Annotated in this window: 26 protein-coding genes and 1 other RNA gene; 19 read left to right on the top strand and 8 right to left on the bottom strand. The window is 36.7% G+C overall.

Going from position 1 to position 22,850, the window contains the following annotated elements; genetic code table 11:
* Positions 1-6: 6 nt before the first annotated feature.
* The 11 genes from panB to nth all read left to right on the top strand — a co-directional run bounded on the left by panB (position 7) and on the right by nth (position 10,516).
* Positions 7-843 (top strand): 3-methyl-2-oxobutanoate hydroxymethyltransferase, encoded by an 837-nt coding sequence (gene panB / locus ACZ5N5_RS15595; RefSeq protein WP_109984275.1) that lies wholly within the window; start codon positions 7-9, stop codon positions 841-843.
* Positions 844-845: 2 nt separating this feature from the next.
* On the top strand, positions 846-1,697 hold the full coding sequence (panC, locus tag ACZ5N5_RS15600; protein ID WP_464372735.1) for a pantoate--beta-alanine ligase: 852 nt from the start codon (positions 846-848) through the stop codon (positions 1,695-1,697).
* Positions 1,698-1,724: 27 nt separating this feature from the next.
* Positions 1,725-2,108, top strand: a complete 384-nt coding sequence (gene panD, locus ACZ5N5_RS15605; protein ID WP_054787983.1) for an aspartate 1-decarboxylase — start codon at positions 1,725-1,727, stop codon at positions 2,106-2,108.
* 75 nt (positions 2,109-2,183) lie between these two features.
* The gene (gene dinG / locus ACZ5N5_RS15610; protein WP_464372736.1) at positions 2,184-4,865 is read left to right on the top strand and encodes an ATP-dependent DNA helicase DinG; all 2,682 of its coding nucleotides are present in this window, start codon (positions 2,184-2,186) and stop codon (positions 4,863-4,865) included.
* A 66-nt stretch (positions 4,866-4,931) separates the two neighbouring features.
* Positions 4,932-5,720, top strand: coding sequence for a ComEC/Rec2 family competence protein (locus ACZ5N5_RS15615; protein WP_277677951.1), 789 nt, complete (start codon positions 4,932-4,934; stop codon positions 5,718-5,720).
* A 127-nt stretch (positions 5,721-5,847) separates the two neighbouring features.
* On the top strand, positions 5,848-6,021 hold the full coding sequence (locus tag ACZ5N5_RS15620) for a YpmA family protein (RefSeq protein WP_109984279.1): 174 nt from the start codon (positions 5,848-5,850) through the stop codon (positions 6,019-6,021).
* Positions 5,987-6,514, top strand: a complete 528-nt coding sequence (locus ACZ5N5_RS15625) for a hypothetical protein (RefSeq protein ID WP_054787991.1) — start codon at positions 5,987-5,989, stop codon at positions 6,512-6,514. The genes ACZ5N5_RS15620 and ACZ5N5_RS15625 overlap by 35 nt, the downstream gene beginning before the upstream one ends.
* A 21-nt stretch (positions 6,515-6,535) precedes the next feature.
* The gene (locus tag ACZ5N5_RS15630) at positions 6,536-7,717 is read left to right on the top strand and encodes a pyridoxal phosphate-dependent aminotransferase (RefSeq protein WP_277677952.1); all 1,182 of its coding nucleotides are present in this window, start codon (positions 6,536-6,538) and stop codon (positions 7,715-7,717) included.
* A 36-nt stretch (positions 7,718-7,753) separates the two neighbouring features.
* Complete coding sequence (gene asnS, locus ACZ5N5_RS15635; protein ID WP_109984282.1) at positions 7,754-9,046, top strand: asparagine--tRNA ligase; 1,293 nt, start codon at positions 7,754-7,756, stop codon at positions 9,044-9,046.
* Between the two features lie 123 nt (positions 9,047-9,169).
* The gene (locus ACZ5N5_RS15640) at positions 9,170-9,844 is read left to right on the top strand and encodes a DnaD domain-containing protein (protein WP_109984283.1); all 675 of its coding nucleotides are present in this window, start codon (positions 9,170-9,172) and stop codon (positions 9,842-9,844) included.
* Between the two features lie 12 nt (positions 9,845-9,856).
* On the top strand, positions 9,857-10,516 hold the full coding sequence (nth, locus tag ACZ5N5_RS15645) for an endonuclease III (protein ID WP_464372737.1): 660 nt from the start codon (positions 9,857-9,859) through the stop codon (positions 10,514-10,516).
* Between the two features lie 55 nt (positions 10,517-10,571).
* Here nth and ACZ5N5_RS15650 read toward each other — a convergent pair whose 3' ends face one another.
* From ACZ5N5_RS15650 to ACZ5N5_RS15665, 4 genes are all read right to left on the bottom strand, one after another.
* Entirely contained in the window at positions 10,572-13,355 is a 2,784-nt protein-coding gene (locus ACZ5N5_RS15650; protein WP_464372738.1) for a PBP1A family penicillin-binding protein, read from the bottom strand.
* Between the two features lie 17 nt (positions 13,356-13,372).
* A complete protein-coding gene (recU, locus tag ACZ5N5_RS15655) occupies positions 13,373-13,960 on the bottom strand; it encodes a Holliday junction resolvase RecU (RefSeq protein WP_109984286.1) in 588 nt (195 codons plus the stop codon).
* Between the two features lie 408 nt (positions 13,961-14,368).
* The gene (tnpA, locus tag ACZ5N5_RS15660) at positions 14,369-14,839 is read right to left on the bottom strand and encodes an IS200/IS605 family transposase (protein WP_464372739.1); all 471 of its coding nucleotides are present in this window, start codon (positions 14,837-14,839) and stop codon (positions 14,369-14,371) included.
* Between the two features lie 183 nt (positions 14,840-15,022).
* Positions 15,023-15,133 (bottom strand): spore protein, encoded by a 111-nt coding sequence (locus ACZ5N5_RS15665; protein WP_219987225.1) that lies wholly within the window; start codon positions 15,131-15,133, stop codon positions 15,023-15,025.
* Positions 15,134-15,472: 339 nt separating this feature from the next.
* Here ACZ5N5_RS15665 and ACZ5N5_RS15670 point away from each other — a divergent pair, with 339 nt between their 5' ends.
* From ACZ5N5_RS15670 to ACZ5N5_RS15700, 7 genes are all read left to right on the top strand, one after another.
* The gene (locus ACZ5N5_RS15670; protein ID WP_054788957.1) at positions 15,473-15,829 is read left to right on the top strand and encodes a DUF1798 family protein; all 357 of its coding nucleotides are present in this window, start codon (positions 15,473-15,475) and stop codon (positions 15,827-15,829) included.
* A 127-nt stretch (positions 15,830-15,956) separates the two neighbouring features.
* Positions 15,957-16,232, top strand: a complete 276-nt coding sequence (locus tag ACZ5N5_RS15675; RefSeq protein WP_109984287.1) for a CotD family spore coat protein — start codon at positions 15,957-15,959, stop codon at positions 16,230-16,232.
* A 125-nt stretch (positions 16,233-16,357) separates the two neighbouring features.
* Positions 16,358-16,912, top strand: coding sequence for an SLOG family protein (locus ACZ5N5_RS15680; protein ID WP_464372740.1), 555 nt, complete (start codon positions 16,358-16,360; stop codon positions 16,910-16,912).
* A gap of 65 nt (positions 16,913-16,977) precedes the next feature.
* A complete protein-coding gene (gene gpsB / locus ACZ5N5_RS15685) occupies positions 16,978-17,274 on the top strand; it encodes a cell division regulator GpsB (RefSeq protein ID WP_109984289.1) in 297 nt (98 codons plus the stop codon).
* A gap of 77 nt (positions 17,275-17,351) precedes the next feature.
* Positions 17,352-17,740, top strand: an RNA gene (gene rnpB / locus ACZ5N5_RS15690) — RNase P RNA component class B.
* A 90-nt stretch (positions 17,741-17,830) separates the two neighbouring features.
* Complete coding sequence (locus tag ACZ5N5_RS15695; RefSeq protein WP_109984290.1) at positions 17,831-18,964, top strand: THUMP domain-containing class I SAM-dependent RNA methyltransferase; 1,134 nt, start codon at positions 17,831-17,833, stop codon at positions 18,962-18,964.
* A 26-nt stretch (positions 18,965-18,990) separates the two neighbouring features.
* Positions 18,991-19,281 (top strand): DUF6123 family protein, encoded by a 291-nt coding sequence (locus ACZ5N5_RS15700; RefSeq protein ID WP_054859385.1) that lies wholly within the window; start codon positions 18,991-18,993, stop codon positions 19,279-19,281.
* On the opposite strand, the gene ACZ5N5_RS15705 is transcribed toward ACZ5N5_RS15700, so the two are convergent.
* The 3 genes from ACZ5N5_RS15705 to ACZ5N5_RS15715 form a co-directional block, all read right to left on the bottom strand.
* A complete protein-coding gene (locus ACZ5N5_RS15705; RefSeq protein WP_054859386.1) occupies positions 19,268-19,657 on the bottom strand; it encodes a reverse transcriptase-like protein in 390 nt (129 codons plus the stop codon). The genes ACZ5N5_RS15700 and ACZ5N5_RS15705 overlap by 14 nt on opposite strands.
* Positions 19,654-20,334 (bottom strand): queuosine precursor transporter, encoded by a 681-nt coding sequence (locus ACZ5N5_RS15710; RefSeq protein WP_054859387.1) that lies wholly within the window; start codon positions 20,332-20,334, stop codon positions 19,654-19,656. The genes ACZ5N5_RS15705 and ACZ5N5_RS15710 overlap by 4 nt, the downstream gene beginning before the upstream one ends.
* 67 nt (positions 20,335-20,401) lie before the next feature.
* Positions 20,402-20,602, bottom strand: coding sequence for a cold-shock protein (locus tag ACZ5N5_RS15715; RefSeq protein ID WP_054788958.1), 201 nt, complete (start codon positions 20,600-20,602; stop codon positions 20,402-20,404).
* A 323-nt stretch (positions 20,603-20,925) separates the two neighbouring features.
* Between ACZ5N5_RS15715 and ACZ5N5_RS15720 the strand changes: the two genes are divergently transcribed.
* Entirely contained in the window at positions 20,926-21,780 is an 855-nt protein-coding gene (locus ACZ5N5_RS15720; RefSeq protein WP_109984293.1) for a DUF72 domain-containing protein, read from the top strand.
* Here the strand turns inward: ACZ5N5_RS15720 and ACZ5N5_RS15725 are convergent.
* The gene (locus ACZ5N5_RS15725) at positions 21,772-22,812 is read right to left on the bottom strand and encodes a C40 family peptidase (RefSeq protein ID WP_109984294.1); all 1,041 of its coding nucleotides are present in this window, start codon (positions 22,810-22,812) and stop codon (positions 21,772-21,774) included. The two genes, ACZ5N5_RS15720 and ACZ5N5_RS15725, sit on opposite strands and share 9 nt — an antisense overlap.
* Between the last annotated feature and the right edge of the window lie 38 nt (positions 22,813-22,850).

The following is a 22,850-nucleotide window of genomic DNA, read 5'->3' on the forward strand; positions in this document are numbered from 1 at the left end:
TTTTTTATGAAATCAACCATTCAATTAAAAGAAATGAAAAAAAATAATGAAAAAATAACGATGGTAACAGCATATGATTTTCCATCAGCTAAAATAGTAGAAGAAGCTGAAATGGATATGATTTTAGTAGGAGATTCGTTAGGAATGGTAGTTTTAGGATATTCATCCACCGTGGAAGTAACAATGGAAGACATGATTCATCATGCAAAAGCTGTAACACGAGGTGCACCAAATACATTTGTCGTAGTGGATATGCCCTTCATGTCCTATCACATTTCAATGGAACAGGCTATGGTAAATGCACAGAGATTAATGCAAAAAACTAATGCTCAAGCATTGAAGCTCGAGGGTGCATCCCCAGATGTTTTACAATTGGTTAAAAAGCTTACGGATGCAGGGGTACCTGTCATTGGACATTTAGGTTTAACACCTCAATCAGTTCATGTCTTAGGAGGCTATCGGGTGCAAGGTAAGGATAAGGCAACTGCCCTAAAATTAATCGATGATGCTAAAAAGTTAGAACAAAATGGTGCGATTAGTATTGTTCTCGAGTGTGTACCGGATCGATTAGCAAAACATATTACAAAATCACTTTCTATCCCGACGATCGGAATTGGTGCTGGAAAGGATTGCGACGGTCAGGTTCTTGTATTTCATGACCTATTACAATATGGTGTTTCGTATACACCCTCTTTTGTAGAAAAATATGCACAAACTGGCGATCTTATAAAAGAGGCGTTAAAGACATATAACAATGAAGTTAGAACGCAACAATTTCCAACTGAATCTCATACATTCTTAATGGAAGAATCACTTGCTAAGGAATTACAATTGGAGGAGTAACCATGAAGATTATCAGAAAAGTAAACGACATGATTACCCTTTCACACGAACTCAAAAATGCTCATCTACAGATTGGTTTTGTACCGACAATGGGTTATTTACATGAAGGGCATACCACTTTAATGGAAACGTCTATCCGAGAGAACGAAGTCACGATTGTCAGTATTTTTGTAAATCCACTTCAATTTGGACCAAATGAGGATTTTGATCAATACCCGCGTGACGAAAAACGTGATATAGATATATTAAAAAAACATCAAGTTGATTATTTGTTTCTTCCAGATGTGCAGGAAATCTACCCAAGTGAACCGACCGTTTCCATGACAGTCCAAAACAGAACGAATGTTTTATGTGGTAAACGACGACCTGGCCATTTTGATGGAGTGGTGACCGTTCTATCGAAATTGTTTCATATCACTAAAGCAGATTTTGCTTATTTCGGGATGAAGGATGCCCAGCAGGTAGCGGTGATTCAAGGACTTGTTGAAGATTTAAATTTTCCTATTCAAATACGACCAGTACCAACCGTTAGAGAAAATGATGGACTTGCTAGAAGTAGTCGTAATATATACTTATCTAATCAAGAACGTAAGCAAGCTCCACATCTGTATAGAAGTTTAAAATTAGCAGAGCAATTAATCATTGACGGAGAAATTAATCCTGTTATCATAATAGAGGAAGTAAAAAAATATTTAAGTTTACATACGGATGGAAAGCTGGATTATGTGGAAATATTATCCTATCCAGAATTGAAGCCTATCCAAACGATTGGTGGACAAATTATTATTGCTTTAGCTGTTTTTTTTGGAAAAGCAAGGTTAATTGATAATATAGTTATACAAGTAGAGAGTTAATGAACCGTATGTTTAGGGGGAAAACATATGCTACGTACGATGATGAAAGCCAAAATTCATCGGGCTAGAGTAACTGAAGCAAACTTAAATTATGTAGGAAGTATTACGATTGATGAAAATATTATGGATGAAGTTGGTATTTTACCACATGAGAAAGTCCAAATCGTTAATAATAATAACGGCGCACGATTAGAAACATATGTTATTCCCGGAGAACGAGGGAGTAGAACGATTTGTTTAAATGGTGCTGCAGCAAGACTTGTTCAACCTGATGATATCATTATAATTGTTTCCTACGCTCTCGTAACAGAAGAGGAGCTGAAGGATTTTCAACCAAAAGTAGCGATTATGGATAATCGCAATAATATTCTAGAAATCATACATCAAGAACCACCACTAACTAGTGGTTAATGAGGAATGTTAAAACTCTTATCATCTCACTTGATAAGAGTTTTTCTATCATGGAAGAAAAGAAGGCGTGATCCAATGAAAAAATTTGTCGTGATTGATGTGGAAACAACTGGGCATTCACCAGCAAAAGGTGATAAGATCATCGAAATTGGTATTGTCGTGATCGAAAATGACCAAATCGTGAAGCAATACAATCAGTTAATTAATCCAAAAAGCGGAATTCCCCCATTTATTACACAATTAACCTCTATATCAGAGGAGCAAATACGTGATAAACCTAGTTTTTCTGAGGTAGCCGATGATCTCATCCCTCTATTAGACGATGCTATTATGGTTGCACACAATATTAACTTCGACCTCAGCTTCCTGAATGACGAGTTGACGCAAGCAGGGTTGGCGACATTGCAGCCTCCAATTATTGATACGGTGGAATTATCACGAATTTTCTTTCCAAGAGCACCAGGCTATAAATTAGGTGAATTAGCTCAACATCTCCACCTGACACACGATCAGCCCCACCGTGCTATTTCTGATGCCTTGGTAACAGCTGATTTATTACTCTTATTAATGAATAAAATAAATTCATTACCTATACAAGTTATCAATCAGTTATTAGATATTTCGGTGAAGCTTAAATCAGACTTAGCTATCTTGTTACCAGATGAAAAAGAGGCAGCAATTCGTCACGATTTATGTAACTACAACGGCTTAGCCATCAAGAACTGGCAAGAATATCAAAAGCCCGAAGCAGAGAAATATGCATTATCATTTCAAGATTGTTTAGACAGATTCTATGGAGAAAATGGCTATTTGCAAAAAAAGTTTCAAGAATATGAAAGAAGAAAAGATCAACAATGGATCAGTGAAACCATCTATGATCAATTTCAGAGGAATAGACATGCAATGATCGAAGCAGAAACAGGAATAGGTAAATCTATTGCCTATTTACTACCAGCCGTTTACCAATCGATACACAGTAAAGAACCCGTAGTGATTAGTACATCTAATACGAATCTTCAAGCAAAGCTAAAAGACGAGGATATGCATAAAGTATTCTCTTTCTTTTCACAAGAATTACAAGTGACATTAGTGAAAGGGAAGCAAAATTATTTAAGCATCGAGAAATTTTTTCAATTTTATCAAGATAGGTCGCAAAATAGTTACCATCATCTTCTAATTAAGGCTATGATTCTAGTATGGTTAACCGAAACAACTACTGGGGATTTAGATGAAATTCAATTACCAAAGAAGGATCAACAAATGAAGCAACAATTGGTGGTAGATAAGCAAGACTCCTCATCACCATGGTCTTCTGCTTGTTTTTATCAGAGAATGAAAAGAAAGGCAAAACATTCTCATCTTATCATTACCAACCATGCTTTGTTGTCTCTTGATATTGTTTCAACAGATAAGCTATTACCTAACTATGCTTATCTTATTTTAGATGAAGCACATCGCTTAGACACAGTTGCTTCACGTTATCTTGGTAATTCGTTAAACTATTTTGAACTCAGTGCATTTTTTCAACGATTAGAAAAATCGCTAGGAGAAATAGATCCGCTTATCAAGATATTAAAGGATACACATTATGAAATTGACAGCCTATTTCGATTACTGTTTTTGTTCGTGAAAGATAATAATAACAAAAATAAAACCTATAATGATCGCGGTAGACTTCAAAGCTTATGGGATTTAGAGTCATTCGACAGGGATAAAGCAGTGATTCGAGACGGTGTGTATAGATCTATTGAGCTTTTAAACTTGCTATCCCAACAATTGTTGGAGGCAGAAGCTAACCTAATTGATCGTGAGACATATCTTTTGGAGTTAAGGGAATTTTCAGATAAATTGAAGTGCTTATTACTTTTGAGCGAAGAGTCTGAGGTGACTTGGTTGGAGATTGATCAAAATGGAGCAGAGAACGCTGTCTATATTTACCGTGAACTGTTCTCAGCAACGGAACAATTGACCAACCATCTATTCACACAAAAAAAAGGAATTATCATGATTAGTGGCACCTTGACGATCCAACAATCCTTTGCATATATGCGAAAAAGCTTTGGATTAAAGGAAAAAGAAGTTGATTGCTATCAATTAAAAGCAAATTTTCCATATGATCAAAACGTACAGTTAATGATTCCCAGCGATTTCCCTGAAATTCGTTATCCTCAACATGATGAGTTTGTTTTTGCAACAAGTGAAGCTATTCTCTCTTTAGCAAAATTAATCAAAGGTAAAATGCTCGTTCTCTTTACCTCTTATGATATGTTAAAGCAAACGTATTATCTTTTGAAAGAGACGGAAGACTTAGAGGACTACATGATCATCGGACAAGGCTTATCAACCGGTAGTCGAAATCGATTGATTAAGCATTTTCGCTCTTTTGAGCAGTCTATACTGTTGGGTACGAATGCTTTTTGGGAAGGGATTGACATTCCAGGGGAGGATCTGTCGTGTTTAGTCATTGTAAAATTACCCTTTCAATCACCAAGTGATCCAGTATATACAAAAAAAGCCGAATACTATAAGAAATTAAATCGAAATCCTTTTATGGAATTATCTCTACCTAAAGCCGTCTTTCAGTTTAAACAAGGCTTTGGGAGATTAGTTCGCAAGCAAACAGATCGTGGTGTCATTTTCGTGTTCGATGATCGTATAATAAAAAAAAGATATGGCAAATATTTTTTAGAATCCATTCCTGATGTCCCTTTATCGTATGAGCCATTACATCGATTGTTAAAAAAAGTAAATATTTGACTCTGATAAATATCGAACAATTGAGCAATCCTATTTGTAAATATGGATTAAAAGGTAGGATGGATTATGCTAAAAAGTGGATGGGCACATTTATTTCTTCTTTTTATTTTCAGTCTGTTCTCGATTATCGAAACAGCTTGGCAAGATGAGAACGGAATGGAAAATGGGGAAATAGATATGGTATTCTTTAATCTGCCACACGGGGAAGCAACATTAATTACTAATTATTATGGTGACAATATTCTCATCAATACAGGCTCTAAAAAAAGTGAAAAAAGCCTGAATGAGCAGCTTAAGCAAATGGGGATTACAGAAATAGATCAAGTTATTATTTCAAATGAAGAAGAAGCATATAGTGGGAATCTCCAAAATGTTATTACAAAATACCATGTGAATAAAGCGATTTTGCCAGAATCATTTGAAATGGAACAAAATCAATCAGTCAAAATTGAAAAATGGCAATCCGACAAGATTTATACGTTGTTTGATCATTTAATGGTACAAAATATTGATATTAGTAAGGACGATGAAATCAGTTTTATGCTCCATTATGGAGAAGAATCCGTGTTATTTTTAAATGATGGGAATATTTCGATTGAGCCAAAGCTAATCGATCAGCATAGGCAAGTAGATATTTTGAAAATTGCCGAGTTTGGAAGTGGGGAATCTCCTTCACAAAGACTGTTAAAACAAATAAACCCTATCATCAGTATTATATTCCATAGTAATAAGCATGAAATCAATGAGGATCTAATCGAAAGGCTTAACGCCTCGTGGATCGATATTTATTTTCTAAAACAGTCAGGAACGGTATATGTGAGAATGTCCCAATCAGACTATGAACTGTTGTCCTAACTATTTCCTAAAGGTTTGTTCATGTTATGCTTGTACAAAAAGCAGTTTTTGAAAGGTTTTTAGTTGAAAAAAATGAAGAACTACCGCAAAATAGAGTATATGAAAGTCGGCTTATGGGGGTATAATAATGAGTCAGTCAAAAATTGTTACCTTATCCACGGTGAAGGTAGATTTTCATGATGATTTATATAAAATAGTGGATGGTTTAAATCGAACATTAAAGGGCGACAATTTAATGTTCGGTTTAACATTAAGTGAGGATAATGATGAGAAAGCAATATTTACTATCTATCGAACTTAAAAAGTCATTTTGGATATCTGTTGTTGTCGTCATCTTATTAGGAGCATTTCTTTACTTTTGTGTACATACTTATCAAGGGATTATGAAAACCAAGACAGCGAATTTTTCAGATGTAGAGAACTTTTTGCTCGAGAGTGATTTAAAGATTGACGATATACACAGTATCGAACGGTTTCATGGTAATCAGTTATATTATGTCATAGAAGCCGAAAACATCAATGAGGAAGCTCTACTTATTTATGTGTATAAGGATGAAGAGGTATTCCAATATAGAGATTACGCGATGGAATCCTTTTACACACAAGATGAAATACTAGAAGATTGGAAGCAACGATGTACATCTTGTCATTTATTAGGATCAAATTTCGGTTTATTGAATGAAAATCCAAGCTTAGAAATTAAATATTTGGATGATCAAGAGCGACTTGTTTATGAGCATGTTTTGTTAAATGATTTGTCTGAATACCGTTTAACATTAAATCCAGTATATTAAAAAAGAAGGGTGAACATAATCATGGAATTAGCCAATCGAGTACAAACATTAACGCCATCATCTACATTAGCTATTACTGCAAAGGCAAAAGAATTAAAGCAAGCAGGGCATGATGTAATTGGTTTAGGTGCAGGCGAACCAGACTTTAATACACCGGAATATATATTAGAGGCTGCCTCCAAAGCGATGTATGATGGCTTTACGAAATACACTCCAGCAGGTGGAACACCTGGCTTAAAGCAATCGATCGCAAATAAAATGGAAAAGGATCATGAACTGCGCTATGATCTAGATCAAATAATTGTCACAACTGGTGCAAAACACGCATTATATACATTATTTCAAGTATTATTAAACAAGGATGATGAAGTCATTATTCCTGCACCATACTGGGTTAGTTATCCAGAGCAGGTTAAACTTGCAGAGGGGAAACCAGTTTTCGTCAATGCTAAGGAAGAGAACGAATTTAAAATAACTCCAGAGCAATTAGAAAATGCGATAACAGATAAGACGAAAGCAGTAATTCTTAATTCACCTAGTAATCCAACTGGGGTTATGTATGAAAAGGAAGAATTAGAAGCCTTAGGTAAGATATGTTTAAAGCATCATATTTTTATCGTTTCTGATGAAATTTATGAAAAACTCATTTACACAGGTACGGAGCATTTTTCCATTGCCCAATTATCAGAAGAATTAAAAGAGCAAACAATTATCATAAATGGTGTATCCAAATCCCATTCCATGACGGGCTGGAGAATCGGTTATGCAGTAGGTAATAAACAAATTATTAAAGCAATGACAAATTTAGCTTCTCACTCAACTTCTAATCCGACATCTATTTCTCAAATTGCTGCAGAAGCAGCATATAATGGTGGAAATTCCGAGATAGAAGCTATGAGAAAAGCATTTAGTGAGAGGCTAGAAAAGCTCTATCAATGGTTAACGGAGATACCAGGAATTAAATGTGTGAAGCCAAAAGGTGCCTTTTATCTGTTTCCAAATGTAAAAGAAGCAGTCCAAAAAAATGGCTTTGATTCTGTTGATGATTGGGTAACAGCACTACTGGAAGAGGAAAAAGTAGCGCTTGTCCCTGGTTCAGGCTTTGGAGCACCTGATAATGTACGTTTATCCTATGCTATTTCCTTAGACCAATTAGAAGAGGCCTCCGTTCGCATCAAGCGATTTGTAGAAAATCATCAATAAAAACACGAAAACATTTAAAAAACACGGGTGAGATAAATGAAAGTAACCATAAACAAAGTCCATCAATTTGTGGACCAAGAAGTGACCATTGGAGCATGGCTAGCTAACAAGCGTTCAAGTGGTAAAATAGCATTTTTGCAATTGAGAGATGGAACAGGTTTTATGCAAGGGGTTGTAGTAAAGGCAGATGTCGATGAAACGATATTTCAACAAGCAAAGTCGTTAACACAGGAATCTTCTTTATATGTAACGGGAAAGATTGTCGAAGATTCACGTTCGTCATTTGGTTTTGAGATGCAAGTGAAGCATATCGAACTTATTCAAGAAGCGACAGATTATCCAATTACTCCAAAAAATCACGGGACAGAATTCTTAATGGATCATCGTCATTTATGGCTACGGTCTAAGAAGCAGCACGCGATTATGAAGATTAGAAATGAAATTATCCAAGCTACTTATCGTTTTTTCGAGCAAGAAAATTTTGTCAAAATAGATCCACCAATTCTTACAGGTACTGCAGCAGAGGAGACCACGGAGCTATTTCATACCAAATATTTTGAGGAAGAAGCTTACTTATCCCAAAGTGGACAGCTATATATGGAAGCTGCGGCAATGGCTCTTGGAAGAGTCTTTTCCTTTGGACCAACTTTTCGAGCAGAAAAATCAAAAACTAGACGACATTTAATTGAATTTTGGATGATAGAACCTGAAATGGCCTTTACCACACACGAAGAAAGCTTAGAAATCCAAGAAAACTATGTACAGTTTATCGCAGAATCTGTTCTCACTAATTGTTCATTAGAATTAAATACGCTGGAAAGAAACTTGGAAATGCTTCAAAAAATAAAGGCACCATTCCCACGAATTACGTATGACGAAGCGATTGAACTGTTAAAACAAAAAGGCTTTACAGATATTGAATGGGGGGAGGATTTCGGTGCACCACATGAAACAGCTATTGCCGAAAGCTTTGATAAGCCTATATTCATCACCCATTATCCAAAAGACATTAAAGCATTCTATATGAAGCCAGATCCAGATCGTGAAGATGTTGTACTTTGTGCTGACTTAATTGCACCAGAAGGTTATGGTGAAATTATCGGTGGTTCTGCTAGAATTGATGATTTGAGCCTCTTGAAGCAGCGATATATGGAGCATGAATTAATAGGGGATGCCTATGAATGGTATTTAGAGCTTCGTAAATATGGCAGTGTTCCCCACGCGGGATTTGGTTTAGGCTTAGAAAGAACGGTGGCATGGATTAGTGGTGTTGACCATGTTAGAGAAACCATTCCGTTTCCACGATTACTTAATAGACTATATCCTTAACGTTTGAACATGACGGTATCTCGTTTAAGTATAATCCTTTGCAGTTGATGCAAAGGATTATACTATTTATTATAGGTATGAGGGAATACGTTTAAAAGACGTACCAGAAGGTGGTTAACATAGATGAATGACAAGATCAGTAATGTCTTATTTGATCAGATCAATATACCTACTTCTTTATTATATCACTATAAAGATCTAGGATTGGATGAAAAACAAGTGATGTTACTCGTTCAAATTTACATTTCACAGAAAAATACGATTTACTTTCCAACACCTGAACAGCTCGCTCAGCATGTAACGATGTCGATGGAAGAATGTTCTGGTTTATTACGACAATTGATTCAGCAAGGATTTTTGAAAATTGAAGAAGAAGAAAATGATGATGTTATCAAAGAAATCTACTCTTTAGAACCTCTTTGGAATAAATTATTTGTAGAAAATGATGGCAAAGAGGATAAGGAGGACAAGCAGGTAGGGGAAATGTTCCTGCGTTTTGAACGTGAGTTCGGTAGGCCACTATCACCGTTTGAGATCGAACGAGTAAATCAATGGCTAGACGGGGAACAACATTCGATTGAATTAATCTATGCTGCTTTAAGAGAAGCTGTTTTGATGAGTAAATTAAATTTTAATTACATTGATCGGATTCTGTTCGATTGGAAGAAAAAAGGGATTCAATCTCCAGTGCAAGCAAGAGAATCAAGCAAAGCATTTCATGGAAAGAAAATAGACAATAAAGGGAATAACACAAATTCTTCAAAAAAATCACTTTATTATAACTGGTTAGAGGATTAGGGAGAGAAGGTTATGCTAACAAAGAAAGAAATACGTTTTGTATTAGATACCATTGCAGATATGTTTCCAGATGCAGAATGTGAATTGAATCATCGCAATGCCTTTGATTTATTAATTGCAGTAGTTTTATCGGCGCAGTGTACAGATGCACTAGTAAATAAAGTGACAAAGGATCTATTTAACAAATACCACACGCCAGAAGATTATGTGAATGTATCACTAGAAGAATTGCAAGCTGATATCCGATCAATTGGTCTTTATCGCAATAAATCAAAAAATATTCGCAAGCTTTGTCAAACTTTAATTGATGAGTATGACGGTGTTGTACCAAATTCAAAGGCAGCATTAGAAAAATTAGCAGGAGTGGGGAGGAAGACGGCAAATGTCGTAGCCTCTGTTGCTTTTGATGAACCTGCTATTGCGGTGGATACTCATGTGGAAAGGGTATCCAAACGATTAGGTATTTGTAGATGGAAGGATAGCGTCTTAGAAGTGGAGAAAACGCTAATGCGCAAAATTCCGGTTGAGGAGTGGAGTGATACACACCATCGACTTATTTTTTTCGGAAGATATCACTGTAAAGCCAAAAATCCACAATGCGGAATTTGTCCATTATTAGATCTTTGTCGTGAGGGAAAAAAGAGAATGAGGAAAGCAGAAACTGTAAATTAATTTCTGCCAATAGAAAAACAGTGCATCAATCACGATGCACTGTACTTTTTACCTATTATTCTTCATCATTGCCACCCTGCAGTCTATTATTCTCACCTTCACCATCATTACCACCGTTAGCTTCTTCGTTGTCTTCCTTATTATTTCCTTCATCGCCATCAGGTGGCTCTGGATTACCAGCGCCACCCTGACCTTGATCTTGTTGTTGCTCGTCTTCCCCTTCGTCAGGTTGTTCTTCATAGCCTTGGGTGGAGATTTCGACAGAAGTACTAGGACCTCTACCATTTTCCTGATTTTTTAGAATAGGGGTGACGGTAGCTGTATATACCTTACCTAGCTCCAATCCGTTTAACGTAATCGAAGTTTTATTTGTCGAGCTTTGATTTACGACATTTCCACCTTCCATTAGGCTAACCTCAAATTCAATCGGACCTTTCTGATCATAAGACCAAGTAAGCGATGCAGTACCTGAGGTCGGATCAAAGGACTGTTGTAATTGCTGTACTTGTGATAGTTCCACCTCATCTGACGGTATCTCAACATTGACAGATGCAGCTTCACTCGTTTGGTCATCCTTGATCGCTTGTACGGCAATCGTATAGGTAGTGCCTTTTTCTACTTTATCGATCTCTAGTTTTTTATCAGATGTGGTCGTTAGCTTATTTAATGATCCTCCGGCACCGGCAGAGACCTCGAATTCAACATCAGAGTCATCATGGTCCCATTCAACCAGTATTTTTTCTTCCTTTTCATCATACTCTGCTTTCAAGTCTTTTACAGGGTCTAATTCCTCAAACTTCTCAGAAACTTTCTGTGGTTCGGTACCTTTTACAAATAGCTCTGTCACAATTTGAGAGCTTGGTGTATCTTCGCTTGGAAGTTTTGCAGGGTTAGAGCCTTTTTCTACACCGACTTCTACGACAGATTTTGGTTTTGTAAAGTCTTCCGTTTCTACATCACTCGAAATATGGGACATAAGCTCCCTGAATATATGAAGTGGAATTTGAGTATCATTAATCGGCTTTCTCTCATTGCCATAACCACTCCAAATAGATATCGTATAATTCGTTGTATATCCAGTAAACCAGGAATCAGGACTTCCATCTTGATCCTCTAAATTAGTCGTACCCGTTTTCCCTGCAACTGGTAAACCAGAAATGTTTGCATTTGTTCCTGTCCCATTTTGTACTACTGATTTCAGCATATCTGTGATCATATATGCTGTATAGTCGGACATTGCTTCAACTGATTCGGATTTAAATTCCTCAGTGCGACCATTTGGGTATTCTATCTTGGTTACAGAGTACGGTTCATGATAATTTCCTTCATTTCCGAAGGCTGCATAGGCACCTGCAATTTGAAGAGGGAGAACTCTTGTACTTGTACCACCAATGGCATCTCCAATTGCAATACTATCATCTGCAAATTCAATCCCTAATCCTTCTGCGAATGATTTAGCATCCGTGTATCCGACCTCATCTAAGGTTTTGACAGCCGGTACGTTTAAGGATTCCTTAAGAGCATACCTAGCAGACATCCAGCCTTGATATTCTCGATTCCAGTTACGGATTTCTTGATTTGTGCCTTTAATTGGATAAGGTTTATCATCATTTAATTGATGGTAGGTTGACCATTTTAAATGTTCTATAGCCGGTCCATATGCAACAATAGGCTTCATCGTTGAACCACCTTGAAGACCATCACCATCAATCGCATAGTTCCAACCACCGCTTTCCCTGTTTCTGCCGCCACCAATGGCCTGGATAGCACCTGTTTGAGTATCAACGACAGCTACACCTACCTGGATATCCTCATCAGAGCTGTAATCAATTGGATTATCCTCAGAATTGCTTAGAAGCAACTCCGTTTGCTCCTGTGCATCCGGGTTTAAGGTAGTATATACCTGAAGTCCATCCTTGTATATATCTGCCCCTGTTTTTTCTTTTACTTCACTAGCTACTTGCTGAATAAAGCCTTCATATTTCACATAATCTGTTTTCTTATTTGTAAGCAGTGAAGCAACATCTACTTGTTTTGCTTCATTTGCCTGTGCTTCTGTTATTTTATTATGTTGAACCATTAAATCTAGAACGGTACTCATTCTTTCCTTGGTTAAATCAGGATTGACAAACGGGTCATACGCTGTAGGCCTTTGTGGTAGACCTGCAAGTATCGCTGCTTCTTCTAGTGTTAATTCACTCAAATCAGTTTTTCCAAAATAAACCTCTGCTGCGGTTGCGACACCATACGCGCCAGCACCGTAATAAATTCGGTTTACATACATTTCAAAAATTTCTTCTTTGGAATATTTCCAGTCTAACTGCAAGGCTAACCATTGTTCTTGAACCTTTCTTTTCAGCTTTTTATCATTAGACAAGAAGGAGCCTTTTACTACCTGCTGTGTGATTGTACTTGCCCCTTGAGAACCAAATCCATCAGTAAAGTTAGCAATTACTGCTGCACCTATTCTTCGAAAATCAATCCCAATATGATTCATAAATCGAACATCTTCTGTTGCCAATATCGCATCTTTTAGTACATCTGGTATGTCATTATAGTCGACCTTGGATCTTTTCTCTGAACCTAAATTGGCAAAAGGTTCTCCATTTACATCATATAGCTTTGTAGACGCAGGTACAGATAGTTTCTCTGGATCCAATTCTGGAGCTGTCGCAATATAATAAGTAAATAATGCACCTATCCCTAATCCAATACATAGGATTGCAATCAGAGCATATTTCATAACTCTTTTCCAAGTAGGTTTTTTTCCAGTCTTTTTTTGTTTCTTCTTTTGATTTCTTCTCGCCATTCTTGATTGACTTTGACCATTTTCAGTCATTGGTTGTTCCTCCGTTCTTATATATAATACTGTTCAATGATCTTTAAATAATCCACTCTTGCTTGATATTGAATGGGTATTATATATCCTTCTTTCTCTATGGTTTTTATCGATATAGACTTTCTTCCCCCATTAAATTGGTTCTCCCAGTGATCGAATAACCTCTCTGCTGGATAGAAATAAGTTTTTTGGTATAAGCTAAAACGAATTAAGATAAAACAAATCGCTCCATGTTCGACTACTTGTTTCATATGATCGATTTGATGCTCATGGATATTATGAAAGGGAAAAGATGTTTTATTCTTCGTTTCCTTTGCTTCAAAATCAATATATCTTCCTTTGTAAATTCCATTGTAATCAGTTGTGGAAGCCTGTTTGAAATAAGCTTCCTTAATCACTGCTGCACTTCGTCGCGGGTAATCTACACGAACGATTTGCACAGGGGTTGGTTTCTTATGAATTATGGCTTGGTTTGTCTGTAAATAAAATTGGTTCGTTGCATTTATGTCTGCTTCTAAAGTCATTCCTCGATTACTGTAAATCGTTTCATTAACTGATGTACTAGCAGCATTTACCGATTGTTTTTTCCCATTCGGATAATGCATATTCGCCCTCCTAAAAACAGTTCTATTCATCATGGTGATGATAGATACATCATACGCTAAGGCGCCAAAATGTTCAATTAATAAGGAAAGAAGAAAAGACTCCTAACTTATATATTCGAAAGGAGGAAACATTTAATAAGGGTATTATGATTAAAAAAACTCACATTCGATCGTCCTTGAGCGAATGTATTAGGTTTCTTACACTTTGGACCTTTAAATTTTCGTGCGTTGTATTTACTTCCTTGCTAAAATTATCCTTTCCTAAATTGTAAAAAAATCAAAACCACCAGTGTGAACTGGTGGTTTGCTCTGCGGCTAAAAGCCTTTGTTACCGGCCTCGGCCTTAAAGGCCTACCGAATGGGTCTCCCTCTTGCACCACATTTACTCACTGATTCTTTAAGAATCTCTTATTTCTTTTTATTTTTTTGGCCTGTAAATGGATCAAACTCTTCGAATAAAGTTAATTGATCCGCCATATAGTCTTCTTTGAGCTGATTTCTAATGTATTCTTGTATTTGCTTCCTGTTTCTGCCCACTGTATCTACATAGAAACCTCTGCACCAAAATTTCCGATTTCCATATTTATATTTTAAATTGGCATGACGATCAAATATCATGAGACTACTTTTTCCTTTTAAATAGCCCATAAATTGGGAAACACTTAGCTTTGGCGGGATACTTACTAACATGTGTATGTGGTCTCGGCATGCATTGGCTTCGTGTATGGTAACCCCTTTCCGTTCACATAAGTCTCGGATGATTTGACCGATGCTCCTTTTATATTTTCCATAAATGATTTGTCTTCTATACTTTGGAGCGAATACAATATGGTACTTACAATTCCATGTGGTATGTGCTAAACTATTCTTGTCCTTCATTGGACACGCCTCCTTCTTTGGTGAGATTTTGTGGTCGGGAAACCAATTCAATCTTACCATGAAGTGAGGCATTTTTTATCCCTCGCTTAAAGCTTTCTGGAACCCCTGGCATAGCCAGGGGTTTTCATAGCCATTAAATAAACGGTATTGCATCTTAGAGCAATACCGGTTGTGTGCATACTATTAAGTAGACGGTCGATTAGGACCATTCAGCTTTTTGTCGTTTTGTGTAGGAATTGTTCGATCTTCTCTTTTCTTTTTTTGGTTTTCTCTTGATTTTTTAGTTGGTTCCACCTGAAAAACCTCCTTTTTTTAAATAGTATGGCTATTTTTGCAGAAAAAATGCATTTCATTATAACCTTTGTCAATCTTCTTCTAGTTTTGTCACCTAGGCAGGAGTTTATAAGAGAAAAGGGAATTAATACACTATCGATATCCTATAAGAAAAAGGTGATTTAGTGAAAACAAAAGGTCATTACATTCATAAGAACGAAATTATGAAGCAACTAGATATTCTGATTAGTAGGGTTGAACAATTAGAAACCATCACCAAAACTACTCATCCTTTTATAAAACAGGCTTCTCATGATAAAATAACAAAAAAAGCAATTTAATAGGAAAAGGTGAGTAAATTTGTGTTTAGAGGATCACATTAACACTTTAGAAGAAATATTATCAGATTTAAAAGAACATTATTTAGCGAATGAGAAGCCTGAGAATAAAAGGGATCCTGAATTTTTCCAATATGTAAAGGAACAAACAAATCCTGTTTTTAAAGAGATTGAACAATGGTATCAGAAAGCGAAGGCTTTCGTTCAAAATCGGAGCGTTTCCGTTCATCCGCAGCAGATTGAGTCAACTGCAGAAAATTTAAGATTACTACTATTGCATAGCTATTATATTGATGCACGTAAAAAAAGATACATGGAATTATTTCAATCTGTTACTTATGTGTTCGATATGTTAAAAAGAGACCTTTCAACCTATTAAATCTAGGCGAATTGTACAATTAAATATACAAGTAGAAAAAAACTTGTGAATGTAGGTTGGTGCCTTAGACAAACTTCACGACCATGACATACGCTAGTATAGATCATATATAGTGAGGTGATACTAAATGAGGCATAGAAGACATTGTGGTATGCCAACGAAAACAATCGTTTGTCCAACACAGTACAATCAAGCACACACTTGTAGTGAAAGTAATGTAAATATCATTCATCCATCTCATACAACTGTCACCAACCATCACTTGGTGAAAAACACCCATTATTACCCTCATACTACTTCGTACCAAAACACAATGGATGAAATTAACGTTAACGGAGGAGCGAATCCTCCAGGCTTTAATCCAATGGGACCAGGTAACTTCCCGGGAGGCTTCTTCCGTTAAACCATTTATGCTCCAAAGCTGCTAATCATATTAGCAGCTTTTTCCATTTGATTACATCTAGCTAGCATAACTTTGTTAAATAGCTTATACTTTAATAGAGCAATAACGATTTGGAGCATGTGAATATGAGAACTATTACCATAACTGGAAACAAACCAGCAGAACTAAATATTCAAGGGGATAATGATCCAAGAATCGCCTATATAAAAAAAGCCTTAACCCGAAAAATATTAACATTACTGGACGAAGGGTTAGAATGGGTCATTGTGGCAGGACAAATGGGGGTTGAACTTTGGACCTGTGAAGTAGTCATCGAGTTAAAGAAGTCTTATGAGTTAAAATTAGGGGTTTTTCCACCTTTCCTAGAATATTCTTCACGATGGCCAGAGTCATATCAAGAGAAATTTGAACAAATCAGCTTAGAAGCTGATATTTATAAGCCTCTATACAACAAAAAATATGAAGGACCGTATCAATTTATTAATAAAGATCAATGGATGATTCATAAAACAGATGGTACTGTAATATTAGTAGATGAAGAGTATCCAGGTAGCGTCCAATATTTTCTTGAACGTGCAAAAAAAGCACACATGGAGAATGATTATCCGATTATTTGGATAACACCAATGGATTTAGAAGATATTGTTCGTGAGGAAATGGATCACCAGGATTTTTATTAGTATCGTTGACAAGTTGTGAAGTTTTTGGAAGAATGAAAAAGGAATGGTATAAAGAGGTGATAAGAATGGCAAATCAATTAAATGGAAAAGATATTTTAGAAAAAAGTTTTAAAACAGCAATGCGTGGATATAACCAAGAAGAGGTGGATGAATTCCTCGATATAATTATTCAGGATTATGAATATTTTCAGCAAGAAATCACAAGATTATCTCAAGAAAACAATCTTTTGAAGAAAAATAGTGAAACACCGACTACGAGATTTCGAGCAACACCATCCAATCATCAAGTCAATTATGATATCTTAAAAAGGCTTTCTAATCTAGAAAAAGCTGTATTTGGGAAAAAGTTTGATGACGAGTAGAAAGGATACTATTACCATTGACTAATGGGAATAACGTGGTAAAATAGAAATGATGTAAAAAAGTTAACGTGAGAGTGAATGTTGTAGTAATCGCTGCATACGTTTAGTGTGTAGAGGAAAGTCCATGCTCACACAAGCTGCGATGCTTGTAGTGTTCGTGCTTGATGAATGCATAAGTCAAGGTAACCAATATGGTTAACGGCAGAGAAAATACCTGTGTCTGTTATCAGATATGGTATGAGTATCTTGAAAGTGCCACAGTGACGTAGCTAAGTGGGAAACTACTTAGGTGGAACGCGGTAAACCCCTCGAGTGAGCAACCCAAATTTTGGTAGGGGCATCTTCTTAGTAGGGAATTGGAACCGAAGGAAGGACAAGCTTATTTGCTTGTAGACAGATGATTACACCTTATGTACGAGGCTGACCACCGTTTGGAGTACGAAGGAACAGAACATGGCTTACAGACATTCATTCTGGTCAGATACTATAAGTAAACCCCTTTTAATAAGAAAAGGGGTTTTGTTATATCAACCTATGTGCGGAAAGGATTTCCAGAATGAAAAAAGACTATACATTGATTGCAACAGCAGCAATGGGGCTAGAATCCGTTGTGGCGAAGGAAGTTAAGGACTTAGGCTTCGAAAATGTTAAGGTGGAAAACAGTAGAGTGGTTTTTGATGCAGATGCAGCTGGCATTGCCAGAGCTAATTTGTGGCTTAGAACAGCAGACCGTGTGAAGCTACTTATTGGGGAGTTTGAAGCAAAGACGTATGATGAACTGTTTGAACAAACGAAAGCATTACCTTGGGAGGCATTTATTTCAGAGGATGGAGAATTTCCGGTAATCGGCAAATCACACAAATCTAAGCTGTATAGCGTACCGGACTGTCAATCCATTGTCAAAAAAGCTATTGTCGAAAGAATGAAACAGAAATACGGAATTGCACAATGGCTAAAAGAATCTGGAGCGCTGTATCGTGTCGAAGTGGCTTTATTAAAGGATCAAGTAACCTTGACATTAGACACATCAGGAAGTGGTCTTCACAAGCGTGGATATCGAATTGGACAAGGAGAGGCCCCATTAAAAGAAACACTTGCAGCAGCTCTTGTTCAATTAACGAATTGGAGAGGCGACCAGCCTTTTTATGATCTATTTTGTGGATCTGGAACCATTCCTATTGAAGCAGCCCTCATTGGACAAAATATTGCACCAGGCTTCAATCGTGAATTTGCAGCAGAGAATTGGAGCTTTTTGTCTGCTGATATTTGGGATAAAGCACTAGAGGAAGCAGAGGATTTGGCAAATTATGATCAAGAGCTACATATATTCGGAACAGACATTAATCCGAAAATGATCGATATCGCCAAGGCTAACGCTACGGAAGCCGGGCTAGGGGATTTGATAACATGGAAACAAATGAATGCATTAGACTTTCATTCTGATCAATTAGGGGGTTATATTATTAGCAATCCACCATATGGTGAACGAATTGGCCAAAAGGAAGAGGTGGAGAAGCTTTATGAAAAACTTGGGAAGCATCTCGCTCAATACCCTACTTGGAGCATTTATATCATGACTGCTAACGAGAAATTTGAAACACTATTCGGACGTGAAGCATCAAAGAAACGCAAGCTTTTTAATGGATTTATTCGCACAGATTATTATCAGTATTTTGGAAAAAAGAAATAACCTTGTAGACAGAGCGGGGGATAGAAATGAAGGAAAATGAAGTATTGGCATATTTTTTAGAGCATTTATGGTCGAAAGGCTTTAAATTATCAGATGAAGAAGTCCAATTCATCTATTTTGGCAAAAAATACACCAATACTTCCGTACATCATGTCAAGTTAGCGATCTCCTTGACTTTACAGCTGCAGTTATCGTTCGACAGAAGCTTTTATATCAGTTTATTGGAATTGTTCCAGAAGAATGAAGTCCGATCATTGGAAGAAGCAAAGCAGCTTTTAATGCAACATCAATTAATTCATGATTCTATTGATTTTTGATTGCTGCTTTTGCTAATTGATCAGCTGTTCCGTTCTGCTTTTCAGGAATCCATTTAATAAAGATATAAGGAAAAGCGGCAGAAAGATGGTTGACCTTATTTAATAAAATTTGAAAAGCTTGATTTTTCGTATACCTTTTTTCAATGGTTTCGACGACTACTTTGGAGTCAGAGCGAAATGAAAGTATCTCATTAGGATAGCGCTCTTGACAAAATTCTAACGCCTTGATGACAGCGATAAATTCTGCCTCATGGTTCGAATAATGGCCAATATATTCCGAAAGATTATGCTGTTCTTTGCTGCTTTTAATAAAAACTCCGATACCACTTGGTCCTGGATTATTCCTCGTTGCTGCATCTGTATAGATCTCAATCATTGCACATCACCATGGATTCGTTTTGCGAGATAGAGAAACGGTGTATCCAATGTGGCAACGATAAATTTAATCACATAAGTTGTAAATAGGATCATAACCCAATCCCCCCACGAATATAAGCCAAAGAAGGCGATCGAACAAAAAATAAACGTGTCAATAAATTGACTAATCATGGTACTTCCATTATTTCTTAACCATAACCATTTGGTTGAAGGCATTTTTTTCTTCCATTTAGAATAAATCCAAACATCGATATATTGGCTTACTAAGAATGCGGCCATACTGCCAATCGCTATTTGAGGTACTATTTCAAAAATGGTGGCTAACGCATCCTGTGCAATGTCTGATTCATGTGGGATGAAACGAATCGCAAACTGCATTACAATTGTCATAAATAACAAAGAACAAAATCCCATCCAAACCGCTTTTTTGGCCTCTTTCTTTCCATGATTTTCATTAAGAATATCTGTAGCAAGAAAAACCGTTCCATAAGAAATATTCCCTAATGTAGCGATTAATCCAAACATTTCGACTGTTTTCAATACTTGAATATTAGCTATAACGGTAGACATACCTATCCAGACGAATAAGCCTGCCTTACCGAACAAACGATACATAATTAGTAATAAAACAAAGTTGGTTATGGCAAATAACATCCAAAGCCATTCGTTCAACAAAATAATCATCCTTCCGTTTCATCATTATAAAAGGCGGTGAACGAAGTCACCGCCTGTAAGTATAAGATTATTTTTTTACAACATTTGCAGCTTGTGGCCCTCGTTCACCTTCCACGATTTCAAAGGTTACTTCCTGACCTTCTTCCAACGTTTTGAATCCTTCTGCTTGAATAGCGGAATAATGGACAAACACATCATTTCCTTCTTCTAGCTGGATAAAGCCATAGCCTTTCTCTGCATTAAACCATTTTACTACTCCGTTTTCCATGAATATCTTCCTCCCTAGAACCTTTCACGCTTAGACGTGGTAAAATTACAAAAAAGATGATGGATAGTAGAAAAGGCAGCAACCACAGAAGTATAGGATCACCATTCCCATTTACTTCTATAGAAGCTGCCTGATCATAATGAATCCTGTAACATCTCATTTGCTTGTGTTTACTATAGCTTATTTTACCAATAACGTCAAGAAGCGCTTATCCAATTGGTGAGCAATTTATGGCTTGGAATTTTAACTAAATCATGATAATTTAAATACCAGCCATATAAAATGCTGGTAGCATAACAATGTTTTGTAAGGGTGAATAGTCCATGACGATCTTAATCGGTTTAACTGGATGGGGTGACCATCCTCGTCTACATCAAAATCATTCGAATACGAAAGATAAACTCATTACCTATAGCTCCCATTTTCCAGTGGTGGAGGTAGATAGTGCATTTTACGCCATTCAATCACCTAGTCAATATGAAAATTGGGTAACGAAAACACCAGATTCCTTTCGTTTTGTTATAAAAGCCTTTCAATCCATTACAGGGCATGACCGTAAAAATCTCACAAATCTTGAAATGAAGCAATTAATCCAAGATTTTAAGGAATCCATAAAGCCTGTAGTCGAAGCAAATAAGTTAAATGCATTACTTTTTCAGTTCCCACCATGGTTTTCCTTGCAATCTAAGAATATCAATAAATTAAGAAAGCTTAGAGAATGGATGGGGCCATTACCTGTAGCTCTCGAGTTTCGAAACAGGACTTGGTTGGAAGAGCGACAAGCAGACACCATTTCGTTTTTAAAAAAGGAAGGATGGATTCATGTTATTTGTGATGAACCTCAGGCAGGGGAAGGATCTGTACCTCTTGTACTAGAAACCACACATTCTAAAAATGCGCTTGTTCGCTTTCATGGTAGAAATGTGCATGGTTGGAATAATCATGGCCAAGAAAATTGGCGTGAGGTACGTTTTCTTTATCGATACAATCAAACAGAGCTTTTACAATGGGTAGAGTACATAAAGCAATTAGAAAAGCAGGTGGAAACCGTTACGCTTTTGTTCAATAATAACTCAGGTGGAGACGCCTATGACAATGCTAAGCAATTAATTCAGCTTTTAAACATTGAATATGAGGGTCTCCACCCGAAGCAAATGGATTTTTTTGATTTATTGTAAAGAAATTCGTTTAGCGCCCAAATAGCGTTTAGACCAGTATTCTTGATCAATTGTACTAATTTCTACACCTCTTGATGCACCAGCATGAATAAATTTACCATCTCCTAAATAGATTCCGGCATGAGATGGACCTGGTTTATATGTTTCAAAAAAGACTAAGTCTCCGATAGAAGGCTTTTGAACTTGCATAGTCGCATTCCAAATCTCATGTACCGTTCTTGGAAGTGAAATATCATATTGGTTATAGACATATTGAATATAACCACTGCAATCAAATCCATTTGGTGTAACGCCACCCCATATGTAGGGAGTCCCTTGATATTGTTTAGCGGTTTGAATAATTTGTTGGGTAGTTCCACTTGGACTGGACGTTTTTACTGTTATTTGTTTGGACATCTCTTCCGTAGGTTTAGATCCGGTGGATGCCGCATCCTCCTGCTTCGTTTCCAGTGAGGCAATAAAGGTTTCTGGCGTTTCTTCCATTTCCGTCTGTTCATTTTCAATATGCATGATCTTCATACCACTATCTTGCTTGTAAGCACTGATGCCCTGATCGGTTTTTGGTCCAAAAATACCATCCAGAGGACCATCATAGTAACCAAAGTGTTTTAGAGCTTCCTGAAGCTTTAAAACCTCGTTACCCTTTTGGCCATAATCAAATGCTGTTTCTTGTGTTAATGTTTCCTCATATAATCGCTCTTCTTCTTCAGATATTTTTTGAATGGTTTTTTTATTTACCTGACCATCATCTTTTATTTGATGATCTGATTGAAACTTTTTTAATGCATATTCGGTTAACACACCATACTCTCCGTCAATAGAAGAATCATAGTACGATATTTTGTGTAGTTTTTCCTGCAACACACGTACTGCTTCATGTTGCATGCCATACGTTAATTGGTCTGCTTGTTCGAATAATTCGCTTTGCAGAATTGGATATGCATCTACGTAGAAGGAAAATGGGTGGGTAAATGCAAAACTATAGGCTACGGAGTGCTTCGCGACGACTGCTAATTGTTCCTGTCCTAACATAAAAGCCCTCCTATCGTAATTACTTATTCAAAAATGTA

This window comes from Gracilibacillus sp. JCM 18966, from assembly GCF_055392695.1.